11 protein-coding genes are annotated in these 12,823 nt (G+C 72.6%); 6 read left to right on the top strand and 5 right to left on the bottom strand.

Going from position 1 to position 12,823, the window contains the following annotated elements; all coding sequences use genetic code 11:
* Positions 1 to 3 precede the first annotated feature (3 nt).
* Positions 4 to 507, bottom strand: coding sequence for a cupin domain-containing protein (locus ACF053_RS02665; protein WP_391952108.1), 504 nt, complete (start codon positions 505 to 507; stop codon positions 4 to 6).
* 266 nt (positions 508 to 773) lie between these two features.
* Positions 774 to 1,124 carry a winged helix-turn-helix transcriptional regulator gene (locus ACF053_RS02660; RefSeq protein WP_391952107.1) on the bottom strand — a complete coding sequence of 117 codons (351 nt, stop codon included), beginning with the start codon at positions 1,122 to 1,124 and terminating at the stop codon, positions 774 to 776.
* Between the two features lie 49 nt (positions 1,125 to 1,173).
* On the opposite strand from ACF053_RS02660, the gene ACF053_RS02655 reads away from it, so the two are divergent.
* Positions 1,174 to 2,061 (top strand): NAD(P)-dependent oxidoreductase, encoded by an 888-nt coding sequence (locus ACF053_RS02655; protein WP_391952106.1) that lies wholly within the window; start codon positions 1,174 to 1,176, stop codon positions 2,059 to 2,061.
* Positions 2,062 to 2,240: 179 nt separating this feature from the next.
* Here ACF053_RS02655 and ACF053_RS02650 read toward each other — a convergent pair whose 3' ends face one another.
* On the bottom strand, positions 2,241 to 2,633 hold the full coding sequence (locus ACF053_RS02650; protein ID WP_391952105.1) for an anti-sigma factor antagonist: 393 nt from the start codon (positions 2,631 to 2,633) through the stop codon (positions 2,241 to 2,243).
* 253 nt (positions 2,634 to 2,886) lie between these two features.
* Here ACF053_RS02650 and ACF053_RS02645 point away from each other — a divergent pair, with 253 nt between their 5' ends.
* Entirely contained in the window at positions 2,887 to 6,024 is a 3,138-nt protein-coding gene (locus ACF053_RS02645) for a Tn3 family transposase (protein ID WP_391952104.1), read from the top strand.
* Here the strand turns inward: ACF053_RS02645 and ACF053_RS02640 are convergent.
* Positions 6,021 to 6,206: a hypothetical protein gene (locus ACF053_RS02640; RefSeq protein ID WP_391952103.1), complete on the bottom strand. Its 186-nt coding sequence runs from the start codon at positions 6,204 to 6,206 to the stop codon at positions 6,021 to 6,023. The two genes, ACF053_RS02645 and ACF053_RS02640, sit on opposite strands and share 4 nt — an antisense overlap.
* Positions 6,207 to 6,240: 34 nt before the next feature.
* Positions 6,241 to 7,212: an ArsR/SmtB family transcription factor gene (locus ACF053_RS02635; protein WP_391952102.1), complete on the bottom strand. Its 972-nt coding sequence runs from the start codon at positions 7,210 to 7,212 to the stop codon at positions 6,241 to 6,243.
* A 78-nt stretch (positions 7,213 to 7,290) separates the two neighbouring features.
* Here ACF053_RS02635 and ACF053_RS02630 point away from each other — a divergent pair, with 78 nt between their 5' ends.
* The 4 genes from ACF053_RS02630 to ACF053_RS02615 all read left to right on the top strand — a co-directional run bounded on the left by ACF053_RS02630 (position 7,291) and on the right by ACF053_RS02615 (position 12,701).
* On the top strand, positions 7,291 to 8,364 hold the full coding sequence (locus tag ACF053_RS02630) for an alpha/beta hydrolase family protein (RefSeq protein WP_391952101.1): 1,074 nt from the start codon (positions 7,291 to 7,293) through the stop codon (positions 8,362 to 8,364).
* A gap of 222 nt (positions 8,365 to 8,586) precedes the next feature.
* On the top strand, positions 8,587 to 9,516 hold the full coding sequence (locus tag ACF053_RS02625; protein ID WP_391952100.1) for a recombinase family protein: 930 nt from the start codon (positions 8,587 to 8,589) through the stop codon (positions 9,514 to 9,516).
* Between the two features lie 388 nt (positions 9,517 to 9,904).
* Positions 9,905 to 10,828: an NADP-dependent oxidoreductase gene (locus ACF053_RS02620; protein ID WP_391952099.1), complete on the top strand. Its 924-nt coding sequence runs from the start codon at positions 9,905 to 9,907 to the stop codon at positions 10,826 to 10,828.
* Between the two features lie 664 nt (positions 10,829 to 11,492).
* Positions 11,493 to 12,701 carry a S1 family peptidase gene (locus ACF053_RS02615; protein WP_391952098.1) on the top strand — a complete coding sequence of 403 codons (1,209 nt, stop codon included), beginning with the start codon at positions 11,493 to 11,495 and terminating at the stop codon, positions 12,699 to 12,701.
* Positions 12,702 to 12,823: the final 122 nt, after the last annotated feature.

Here is a 12,823-nt window from a genome sequence, read left to right as displayed (position 1 = left end):
GCCTCAGCGCTCGGTCAGCGCCTTCGACCACACGGGGCTCTCGACGTAGTGGTTGTCGTACTGCTGCGCACTGTCGCGGATGTCCTGGACGGTGGCCTCGCCGCGGTGGACGCGCTCCAGCAGCCGGTAGTAGTCGAAGCGGTCCATGCCGGGGGTGAAGACCACCAGCATCTCCGCCTCGCTGCCGGGGGCCGGTGCGAAGGCGTGCGGCACCGTCGGAGGGACGGTCAGGAAGTCGCCCTTGCGCAGGGTCAGGACCTCGTCGTCCACGAGGACGCGCATCGCGCCGTCGAGGACGAGGAACATCTCGGTGGCCCTGGTGTGGAAGTGCGCGGGCGCCCCCGGCGAGCCCTCGCGGAACGTGGCCTTGTTGGCGGTGAGCGCCCCGCCCGTCACCCCCGCGTCCGCGAGCAGCGTGATCAGGCTCGTCGCACCGTCCTGGAGGGACTCGGCGGTCTCGGCCCGGACGAGGACGTGGCCGGCCTGCTGGGTCGTGCTGGTGTTCATGGTTCCTCCCGGATGTCCGACCCGGCTTCTCCCCGCCGGTTCCTGCTGACACGGATGAATCTACGGCCCGGAAAGACCCATGGCGGGGTGCATTCGGAGGCGTGATCCATGGGTCAATCAGGGGCGGCCCTGGGGCGCGCCGGAGCTCGTGGTAGCCACCTTTTTGTGGGTACTTGGCGGCGGGCGGCAGCCCGGTGATCCTGGTGGGGGGAGAGCGGAGGGCCGCCCGCCGGGATCCGGGCGAATGGTGGGTGGGGGGTGAGGGGTCAGGAGGCCGACTGGGTCTCCGCGAGCTTCTCCAGGCGGCGGTGGCCCCAGTCGGCGACGGGGGCCAGTGCCTCGGAGAGTTCCCGACCGAAGGCGGTCAAGGAGTACACCGTCTTCAGCGGGAGCACGTCGTGCACCTCACGGTGCACCAGTCCGTCGGCCTCCATCTCGCGGAGCGCCTGAGTCAGCACCTTCTCGCTGAGGCCCGGCAGTCGCCGGCGCAGCTCCCCCGGACGGTGGGGGCCGGCTTCCAGCAGCCAGAGCAGAGCCGTCTTCCACTTCCCGTCGATCACGGCGATCGCGGCGGTCACCCCACAGACGTCCGGGTCCTGGGCGCGGCTGCGCGTCATCTCCGTCCTCCTCATCATGAATTGTCACAGTTTCCAAGGGAGTCACATCATGTCCTCGCGCAGTGAACACTCTGCCGTCACCGTCCTCGGCTTGGGGCCGATGGGTCGAGCCCTGGCGGGCGCGTTCGTGGACTGCGGTCTGCGCACCACGGTCTGGAACCGGACGCCGGGGCGCGACCGGGAGTTGGTCGAGCGGGGGGCGACCGGTGCCGGGTCGGCCGAGGAGGCGGTCGCCGCCAGCGGGGTGACCGTGGTCTGCCTGGTGAACTACGACGCCGTGGACGGCGTTCTGCGGCGAGAACCGGTCACCGGGGCGCTCAAGGGCCGTACGGTGATCAATCTGACGGCCGACACGCCCAGCCGGGCCCGCGACACCGCGGCGTGGGCGGCGGAGCACGGAGTCCGCTACCTGGACGGTGCGATCATGACGCCCACCACGACCATCGGAACCCCGGCGGCGGTGTTCATCCACAGCGGCCCGGAGGACCTCTACCGCGAGCACCTACCGGTTCTGCGGGCGCTGGGCGGTACCCACACCCATCTCGGTGAGGAGATCGGTCGGGCGGCGGCATACGACATCGCGTTGCTCGACATCTTCTGGACCGCGATGGCGGGTTATGTGCACGCCCTGGCGGTGGCGCGGGCCGAAGGCATCACGGCGAGGGAGCTGGCGCCCTTCGCCAAGGGCATCGGTGACATCCTTCCGCCGATCTTCGAAGAGGCCGCGGAGGAGGCCGACAGCGGTGGCTACTCCGGCGAGGGCAATCCGATCACCTCGGCGGTGTCGTCCATGGCGCACATCGTCCGGACCTCCGAGGAGCACGGCATCGACGCGGGCGTGATGCGCGCGGCCGAGGGCCTGGCCCGCCGGGCCGTCGGCCGCGGCCACGGTGCTGACGGGTTCGTCCGACTCGCCGAACTCCTGGGTCGCCGCTGAGAACGGCCCGTACGACCCCCGGGCCGACCGGGACGGCGATGCCGGCCGAACGGCCGTCGTCCCGGCCGGTCCGCAGCGCCGCGCCGGCCGGCACCGCCGGTGGGCCGCCCGCCGGGCGGGGGGCCGCACCCCCGGCCTCGACGGGGCGGCGGGGCCCGGCCGGGGAGGGGAGCAGCTGCTCACGGGCCGGCGTTCCGGCCCCGTTCGTCCCGCTCCTTTGCGGCGGGACGGCACCCGCGGGACAAGGCCGCGGCGCCGGACAGCGTGGCCGCCACGAGCAGGGTGCGGGAGACGCGGGACACCCGGAAGACCCTGCGGGCCAGCGGGCGGCGGGCCACCACGCAGACCACGGTGCCCCGGTCGCGTGCGGCCCGGTGGACCCGTACCAGCACGTCGACCAGGCCGGCGGTGACGAGGGCCGTCCGTACGTCGACGATCACCGTGCGGGCACCGGAACCCGTGACCACCGTGCGGAGTTCCCGCTCGGCGGCCTCCTCCTCGTGCGCGTCGACGACGTCGCCGATCTCGATCACGAGGTCGTCGCTGCTGAGGCGGTAGCACGGGAACGGCAACGCTGGCTCCTCGGAGGCATGCCGGAGAGAGGGGGCCCGCTTCCTGACCACCGCCGTCCCCCTACCCCTGACGTGCGGCACCATGCTGATCCCGTGGCGAGGGGGGGGGCCGCCTCGACGCCGGCCTCGGGGAACATCGGTACAGCCGTTGGCGCTGAGAACGATCATGGTCGGCTAGCACACCGGTTGAGGGCTCCGCTGGGGTTCGCGGAAAGATCGCGGGGCGAGGGGCGGCGCTGGCTACGGTCTCGTCGTGCCGGTGGAGTTTCTGACTGATGAGCAGGCTGAGGCGTACGGGAAGTTCGCCGAGGAGCCGACCCGCCCCGAGCTGGAGCGGTTCTTCTTCCTGGACGACGTCGACCGCGATCTGACCGCGCGGCGGCGCTCGACGCACCACCGGCTCGGCTTCGCGCTCCAGATGTGCACGGTGCGCTACATCGGCCGATTCCTCCCTGATGACCCGCTCGACGCCCCCTGGCCGGTGGTCGAGCACCTAGCCGCGCAGCTCGGCATCGAGGACCCGTCGGTGGTGAAGCGGTACACCGATCGGCCGAAGACGGCGTACGAGCACGCGTGGGAGATCCGGGACGCCTACGAGTACCACGAGTACGAGGACCCGGAGTGGTCGCGGCGGTTCCGTACGTTCCTCCACGGGCGGGCGTGGACGCACGCCGAGGGGCCGAAGGCGCTGTTCGACAACGCGGTGGGCTGGCTACGCCGCAACCGCGTACTGCTGCCCGGGGTGAGTGTGCTGGCCCGGCAGGTGTCGGAGGTCCGCAAGGTCGCGGACAAGCGGCTGCACGCCACCGTCGCGGGAGCCGCCCGCCGCGCCGACCCGGCGCTGCCCGGCGATCTGGTGGCGACGCTGAAGACGCCGGAGGGTTCCCGGTTCTCGGAGCTGGAGCGGCTGCGCCGGCCGCCGACGCGGACGACCGGGACGGCGTTTGCCCGCGCGCTGGAGCGGGTGGACGAGATCGGCGCCTTCCAGCTCGGGCGGCTGAAGCTGTCGCAGATCCCGCCGAACCGGATGGCGTCGCTGGCCCGGTATGCGCTGGGATCGAAGGCGGCGTTGCTGGAGCGGGCGTCGGAGCCGAAGCGCACGGCGATGCTCACCGCGGTGATGCGGCACCTGGAGGCGAAGGCCATCGACGAGGCCCTGGACCTGTTCCAGGTCCTCATGGCCACCAGGCTGCTAAGCACGGCGAAACGGAAGACGGAGAAGGAACGCCTGTCCACGATGCCGCAGCTGGAGAAGGCGTCCAGACTGGTCGCCCGCGCGTGGGAGGTGCTGGCCGGGGAGCTGGAGGCGGTCGAGGAGCACGGCACGGACATGGACGTGGCCGCGCTGTGGGCGGCGCTGGAGGAAGTCGCCCCGCGCGCCGCCGTGATGACCGCCGCGGCCACGGTGGTCTCACTGGTGCCCGAGGACGAGGGCTCGGCCGAGGTAGCGATGCGGGCCGCGCTCGCAACCCGGTACGCCACGGTGCGTCCGTTCCTGTCGCTGCTGGGCGAGTCGAAGGCGCTGGACGCGGCGAGTGCCGGCAAGCGGGCCCTGGCCGGGGTCCGTAGCCTCCCGGCGCTGGCGCGGCGGAAGGTGGGCGTCAAGCCGCTACTGCCGCGCGAGGTGGACGACAAGCTCGTGCCTCCGGCGTGGCGCAAGGCGGTGTACGCCAATCCCGATCTGCCGCAGGGCGCGGTGGACCGGGACGCGTACGTGGTGTGCGTGCTGGAGCAGTTGCACCGGGCCCTGAACAACCGTGACGTCTTCGCCTCGCCCTCGCACCGCTGGTCCGACCCGCGGGCCCGTCTGCTGGACGGGCCTGAGTGGGAGGCCGTCGAGGAGGACGTGCTGGCCGGGCTGAGCCTGGACATGCCCGTCGAGGAGCATCTGGCGGAGCTGGTGCGGGGCCTGGACGCCGGGTGGAAGCAGTTGGCCGAGCGCCTTCAGGAGGCGGGGCTGGCGGCGAAGGTCTCCATCGAGGTGCAGGACGACGGGCGGCTGAAGCTGAACGTCGACAAGCTCGGCGCGCTCAGCGAGCCGAAGACCCTGACCTGGCTTCGCAAGCGGGTCGAGAAGATGCTCCCGAAGATCGACCTGCCGGACCTGCTCTTCGAGGTCCACGCCTGGACCGGCTTCCTCGACGCCTTCGTGCACCTCGGGGACGGCACCACCCGGATGAAGGACCTGTCCACCTCGGTGGTCGCGCTGCTGGTGTCCGAGGCGTGCAACATCGGCCTGGCCCCGGTGGTCAACCCCGGCTACGAGGCCCTGACCCGGGCCCGGCTCGTGCACGTCGACCAGTACTACCTGCGCGCCGACACCATCGCTGCGGCGAACGCGCGGCTGATCGCCGCCCAGGCCGCTGTGCCCATCGTGAAGTTCTGGGGCGAGGGCCTGCTCGCCTCGGTGGGCGGGCTGCGGTTCGTCGTCCCCGTCCGCACCGTCCATGCGGCGCCATCGCCGAAGTACTGTGGCTTCAAGCGGGGCATCACCTGGCTCAACGCCGTCAACGACCAGGTCGCGGGCATCGGGCAGATGGTCGTCCCCGGCACCCCGCGCGACTCACTGCACATCCTGGACGCGCTGCTGAACCTGGACGGCGGTCGCAAGCCGGAGATGGTGGCGACCGACAACGCCTCGTACTCCGACATGGTGTTCGGCCTGTTCAAGATCCTCGGCTACAACTTCTCACCCCGGTTCCGGGACCTGGACGACCAGCGGTTCTGGCGCGCCACGATGCCAGGCATCGAGACGGGCACGTACGGCGCGGTGGAGGACCTGGCGCGCAACCGCGTGAACCTGAACAAGGTGATCACGCACTGGCCGGACATGCTGAAGGTCGCCGGTTCCCTGGTCACCAACCAGGTGCGTGCCTACGACTTGCTGCGCATGTTCGGACGCGAGGGGCGCCCAACTCCGCTGGGTGCGGCGTTCGCGGAGTACGGGCGGATCGCCAAGACCGAGCACCTGCTGCGGGTGGTCGACCCGGTCGACGACACCTACCGCCGTCAGATGAACCGCCAGCTCACCGTGCAGGAATCCCGCCACAAGCTGGCCCGGGACGTGTGCCACGGCAAGCGCGGCACCATCCACCAGGCGTACCGCGACGGAATGGAGGACCAGCTCGGCGCGCTCGGCCTGGTCCTCAACGCCATCGTGCTCTGGACCACGCGGTACATCGACGCCGCGGTCACCCAGCTCCAGGCCGAGGGCCACGAGATCCGCGAGGAGGACATCGCCCGGCTCTCCCCGCTCAAGCACCGCAACCTGAACCTGCTCGGCCGCTACAGCTTCACCGCCAGCGTCCCGGCCGCCGGCGCCCTGCGCCCGCTGCGCGACCCGGACGCGCCCGAGCTGGACGAGGACGACGACGGGAGCGGGCAGGACTAAGGGTGGCCGACCAGGACGGTGATGAGCTTGCGGGCCCTCGCCTTGGCCAGCCGCTTCGCGGCCGTCGCGCAACGCTGCCGGGGAGCGCGCGGGGCGATATCGCTGCCCTTGATCACCTTGGCGAACTCCGCGTTGAACCGCTCCTTGCCGACTTTCTCCGCGAGCGTGGACAGGTACTTCACCTGCGGGGCGGGGCCGGCTCCGTCTTGTGGCGAACTACGGCGGCCAGGCGCCCGCGACCAGCGTGCCGAGGGCCGTGCGCTGGTGGGTGACCGAGCGGCCTGTGCGGGTCGTCGTCGCCATGCCTGCCGATCTGAGCGCCGCCGCGTGGGACGAGGCCGTCGCGTTGCTGACGTGGAGGGCGCGGGCCAGGGATGTCGTGGTGTGAGGCTCGGCGAGGAGGCGCAGGGCGTCGAGCCGGGTGCGGCCCAGGACGGCGGCCAGGGTCTCGGCGGGGACGACCGGGCGCCCCGTGGTGGGCGGGAGCCCGGGACCGGCTGGGTACGTCAGGACTGCGGGATGGCCCGGGGTGTCCTGGAGAAGTGGGCCTGCCGGGTGGTGGAAGGTGGGCAGCAGAACCAGGCCGCGCCCGTCGAGGCAGACGTCGCGGACCGGCGCTGCGCCGGGCCATTCCCACACACCCTCGTGGAGTCGGCTGCCCGGGGCCAGGCCGGTCAGCGCGGCGGCCACGCCGTGCTCGGCGACAGCCAGGGCGTAGCGGGTGAACTCCTCGCGGTGCAGATCCTGTACGACGGACCAGACCGGGGCGAGGACCGTCTCATACGCGGCCTGCTGGGCGCGGTGCAGGGTGCGCCAGGCCGTCTCGTCGCCCGCGTGCAGGCCGTGGATCCAGCGAGGGGCGGGCACCGCCCCGTAGACCCGCTCCAGCTCGGAGCGGACGAGACCGGGGCTGGTGGCGCGGATCTGTTCGAAGCCGTCGGCCATGGTGTCGCCGAGGACGTCGAGGAAGGAGGGCGGGCGGCCCGCCGGAACCAGGTCGGCGAGCGGGTCGGTCGCCGCCGGGAGGGCGCGCAGGACGCGGCCGCGCCACGGCGCGAACAGCGGCCCGCCACGCCGGGTCACGGCTGTCGTCAGGGCGGCGTGCAGCTCCTGGAGCGGTGCCGGGCGGGGTGCGAAGCGGATCCGGGCGAAGTCCTGGGCGGTGAAGTGGATTCGCAGCGCCCTCACAACTCCTCGTCCTGGGCCAGCCTTTCGGCCAGGGCCTGAACCTTCGCGTCGTGACGGCCCCGCCCCAAGGATGTTCGTATGACTTCTCGACGCACTCTTCTGAAGGGCACCCTATTCGGGAGTGCCGCCGCCCTGCTGCCCACGGCTGCGTCCGCCTCCGGTAGCGGCTCGATCCTCCGGCTGCCCGCGCCCTCCGGCCCGTACCCCGTAGGCATGCAGACGGTCCATCTGACGGACCCGGCCCGTACCGACCCGTGGGTGGGCGGCGTGCGGGAGTTGATGCTGACCGTCCTGTACCCGGCCCGATCGGTGCGCGGCTTCTCCCGGGCCCCGCAGCTCACCCCGGACGAGGCCGGGGTGTTCGCCGAGTACGCGCCGCACGTTCGTCCGGGACTGCCGGAGCCGGGAGTGGTGGACTGGGGCGCGGTCCTCACCCACGGGTACGTGGGCGCGCCGCCTCTGCCTGGGCGGCGTCCGGTGCTGGTGTACTCACCCGGCGGTGGTGACTCCCGCACGCTCGGCACAACCCTCGCCGAGGACCTGGCGAGCCACGGCCGGGTGGTCGTGCTCGTCGATCACCCCGGTGACGCTTCTCAGGTGGAGCTGCCGACCGGGATGCGAACGACCGTCCTGATTGGACCGCCGGACCCGGCGACCTTCCGCACGATGGTGGACACCCGGATCGCGGACCTCCGCCTGGTCCTGGACCGGCTCAGCGACCTGCCGCTCGCCCCGGTCATGGACTCCTGGCGGATCGGGTTGTACGGGCACTCCGCAGGCGGCACGGCGGCGGTGTACGCGGCCCGTCACGACCGCCGGGTCGGCGCGGTGGTGAACCTGGAGGGCTATCTCGACCTGTACCCGACGCTGGCCGGCTTCGACCAGCCGCTGCTGCTGTTCCGCACCGACGGATTCGACGGCGCCGCTCGTATCGAGTCCTCCTGGGCGAGCCTTCCCGGCCGCCGCGTGCTGCTTGCCGACGCGAACCACTGGGCGTTTACCGACTACGGCTCGCTCGTCGCGCGGCTCCAGACCGCCGGCCTTGTGACAGCGACAGCGCGGGCCGCGCTCATCGGCACCGGCGACCCGGTGGTGACACTCGCTGAGGTACGGCGCCGGGTGGGGACCTTCTTCGCCCGCCATCTGTTGTAGCGGGACCATAAGGAGGGCCAGTGGCCCTCTGCGGCCGCACAACAGGGTGTCGGTGTCGGTCGCCTGTCGTCAAACGATCGTTTGACGACAGGTGGCCGTCGCGTCCAATGAACCCGTGCAATCCGTCGGTTCGCGGCGGCTCGAATCCATTCAGATCCGATGGTGATTGCTGACAGGGGACGACATATAAGGTCCATTCCTCCGTACGGAAGGGGCCCCTCGGTGGCGAACCTGGTCTACAAGCGGGTCTCGACCGACCAGCAGTCCACCGCCCGGCAGAACCTCGTCCTGGACGAGGCCGGGATCGAGGACCCGGTCGTCTTTGAGGAGGACCCGGGCACCTCCAGCCGCCTCCATCCCCTCCAGCGCCCCAAGTTCCGCGAGCTGATGACGTACGCGCGGCCGGGCGACACCGTCCACATCTCCGAGATGTTCCGCCTCGTACGCGGCACCGGGCACATCCTCGACGTCCTCGACGTCCTCCACCGCGAGCAGGTGGCACTGCGCATCCACGACGGCGCGTTCTCCGCGATGGACCTCACCGCCCGCCACCCGCGCACCGGCGAGCTGCTGTCCACCGTGAAGTTCATGGTGCAGACCTTCGCCGCCGCCGGCGAACTCCAGCGCGACCTCCAGCGCGAGCTGACCTACGACGGACTGCGCGCCGCCGAGGCCAAGGGCAGCAAGGGTGGACGCCGCCCCGCCGTCCCGGCCGACAAGACCGACACCGTGCGCTCCGCGTACCTGGAAGGCCGCTCCATCGCCGCCCTCGCCCGCGACCACGGCGTCAGCCGCGGCGCCATCCGCACGGCCGTCGCCGACCTCATGCCCGACCACACCGCCACCGAGCCGGAGGACGTCCCGGCCCCGGAACTGCCGGTCACCCTCGACATCCCCGGCAAGGTCGCTGACTTCCTCCGCGCGGCCGACCTGGAGCCCGACGAGCGCGCCGCGCTCGACCAGGGCGTCACCGTACGACGCGGCCAGGGCTACACCCTGCGCGTCACCGCCGTCCCCGCCGTGCACCTCGGACTCCTCGCCCGCTGCCAGCCGCTCGACGGCGGCCACGGCGTTCCCGCGGTCCCGGCCCAGCGCAAGGCCCGCCGCGAGTACGAGAACCGCGTCAGCACCCTCACGCCGACCGGATCATGATCGTTCTCAGCGCCAACGGCTGTACCGATGTTCCCCGAGGCCGGACGCCGTGAGTCGACGCACCCGTCTGCCGTCTACTGTTTGCCGTTTGCCGTTTGCCGTTTGCCGTTTGCCGTTTGGCGCCCGTCGTCGGCGACGGCGGACGGTGTGCCGATGCGACGTGCGTGAACAGGCCGCGCCGCAGACGGGGGAGCCGAAGGCCCTCGGCCATCTCCGGGCCGGTGGACGCATGACTCCCGGGGGTTCGGGCACCCGCGTCTCCGGCCCGGTCCTCCCCGGTCGTGGGGTGCGGCCGCCAGAGCGCCACCGCGGCGGCGCGGACGACTCGACCCCCGCCCCCGATAGTTGCTTCAGCCGGTATCCCGCGCCTGCATGTACCGTGGGGGTCATGAAGGCGATGACTCTGCAGACCTATGGAACGGCCCAGGACCTCGAACTGACCGACCAGCCCGACCCCAAGGTGGCGCCGGGCGAAGTGCTCGTGCGCGTGAAGGCCGCCGGGGTCAACCCGGTGGACTGGAAACTGGCGGAGGGCCTGCTGGATCCCGTCATGGAGAGCCGGTTCCCGATGATTCCCGGATGGGACGTCGCCGGGGTCGTCGAACGCGTGGGGTTCGACGTCGAGGAGTTCGCCGTGGGGGACGAGGTCTTCGGGTACATCCGCAAGGACACGGCCCAGCTCGGCGCCTACGCCGAGAAGGTGTCGGCGCACGTGCGCATGCTGGCCCGCAAGCCGGCCTCGCTCGACTGGGAGCAGGCGGCCGGACTGCCGCTCGCCGGACTCACCGCGCATCAGGCCCTGGAGCGCGTCGGGGTGGTGTCCGGCGACACCCTGCTCGTCCACGCCGCCGCCGGCGGGGTCGGCTCCCTGGCGGCCCAGATCGCCGTCGCCCGGGGCGTGCGCGTGATCGGGACCGCGGGGGAGGGCAACCACGACTTCCTCCGAGGGCTGGGTGTGGAGCCGGTGACCTACGGCGAGGGCCTGGCCGACCGTGTCCGTGCCGTGGCCCCGGACGGCGTCGACGCGGTCCTCGACTGCGTCGGTGGCGACGCCGTCGCCGTCTCCCTGGAACTGCTCGGCGATCCGGGGCGACTGGCCTCGATCGTCGCCGCGGAGGTCACCGAGCACGGTGGGCACTACGTGTGGGTGCGGCCCGACTCCGGCGGCCTGGCCGCACTGGCCGCCCTCGCCGACGAAGGACGGCTCACGGTGTCCGTCGCGAAGGTCCTCCCCCTGGCCGAGGCGGCCGAGTCCTGGCGCATCAGCCGCGAGGGCCACACCCGCGGCAAGCTGGTCCTCCGGGTCGACTGACACCGCCGGCGGGCGCGGGAGCCGGTGAGCGCGAGGCCGGCGCTCGGGGCCGACGGGCGGGTCGCCGACCGGCGTTGACCGGCCGGTCGGTGTCCCAGGCCGACGCGGCAGGCCGGTGCCCGGAGCCGTCGCACCGGTCGCTGCCCGGAGCCGTCGGACAGGCCCGAGGCCGAGGTCCGTGCCCGGGTCGGCCGACGGGCCGTTGACCGAGTCGTCGGGCAGGCCGGTGCCCCGGCGGAGTCGGTGGGTACGTCGGCGCGGGGTGCCTGCCGCGGTCGCGGTGGCGGGACAGCAGTCGCCGTCAGGGTGTGCGTTCCCTGGCGGCGACTTCGCCTGTCCGGAACAGGGCGTTCACCGCGTACCGCGGGCAGCGTGGCCGGGCGGGGGCCGGTACGCGGTCCGTGGAGTGGACGGTGTCGCCGCGTAAGCGGTCCGTGGGATTACAGAGAGCGGAAAATCTGTTAAAAACCGGCCGTCACCCGAGGGTTGTCGGCCACGGCGCGCACCGGGCACAGTCATGCCCGCGGTGCTTCCCCCACAGCGCCGCCGGGCCGCAGGGCGCGGGGGCCGGCTCTCGGAGTGCCGGTCGATCGCCGTCCGGACGGGCTTGCTTGTCATGCCTCCGTCAATGCGGCCCGTTCCTCTTCTTCCGCAAAGGACCCCCATGACCCTCTCGCGCAACCGCCTGCTCACCACAGCCCTGGCCGTCGCGGCCCTGGCCGCCACCGGGATGCAGGGCGCGCACGCGGCCACCGGGCCCGAGCCGGCCCCCGGCCACTACCAGCCGCAGATGGTGCACGCGCTGGCGCAGTCCCTCGGCGTCAGCGACACGGCGGCGGTCCGGCACCTGGACCGCCAGGCCGACCAGCAGGAAACCCTCGACCGCCTGGAGCGCGCCGGGGTGCGCGCCGACGGGGCGTTCTTCGACGACGCCGGCCGCCTGGTCGTCAACGCCGCGGACGGACGGGCCGCGGGCGCGGTGCGGAACGCCGGCCTCCAGGCGCGCATACCCGAGCGCGGCGAGGCCGCGCTCGACCGGATCAAGGCCGCGCTCGACGCGCAGGCCGCCCGGCAGGTGCCCGAGGGCGTGACCTCGTGGGGGGTGGACGTCGCCTCCGACACCGTCACCGTCACGGTCGCGGACCGGAACCAGGCCGCCGCCCGCGCCTTCCTCGCGGCGGCCGCCCGTCACGGCGGCAGCGCCGTCCGCGTGGTGGAGGACAAGGACGTCCTCGAAGCGCAGGCCACCGTGTATCCGGGCAGCCGCATGAACCTCAACAACGACCCGAACTCGTGGTGTTCGGTCGGCTTCGGGGCGCGTGACTCCCAGGGCCGTCAGCACCTGGTGTCCGCGGGGCACTGCGTCGCCGGCGGGCCCGGCCTGTACCTCGACGGCGACCGGTTCGCGGTCGGCGAGCGCTCCCGCTACCGCGAGGGGTACGACAGCGTCGACATGGGCACCGCCCGGGTCGACTCCGGCGACGCGATCGCCACGTCCGTCGGCACCTGGGGCAACGGCGGGCCCGTCGCGGTCAAGGGCAGCCAGCGCGCCCCGCGCGGCGCGACGGTGTGCAAGTCCGGCGCGACCACGGGCTGGACGTGCGGTGAGGTGTCCTCCTACAACGTCTCCGTGACCTACACCAACCGCCGGACGGGGGTGCGGACCCTCGTGACCGGCCTCGGCAGCTCCTCGGTCTGCACGGAGGGCGGTGACAGCGGCGGCGCCTACATCGCGGGCAACCAGGGACAGGGCATGACCTCCGGAGGCCCCACCGACCAGCAGTGCAACGGCGTGTACGGGTCCGGCTCGTCCTACTTCCAGCCGCTCGACGACACCCTGCGGTACTACGGGCTCACGCTGAACACCCAGTGAACCCGTGGGGGGGGGGGGGCCCGCGGCGCCCCCCCCCCCCCCCCCCCCCCCCCCCCCCCCCCCACCCCCCCCCCCCACCCCCCCCCCCCCCCCCCCCCCCCCCCCCCCCCCCCCCCCCCACG

This window comes from Streptomyces kanasensis, assembly GCF_043077165.1.
Classification (GTDB): Bacteria; Actinomycetota; Actinomycetes; order Streptomycetales; family Streptomycetaceae; genus Streptomyces; species Streptomyces changanensis.
This window is presented reverse-complemented; position numbering and strand designations above follow the sequence as displayed.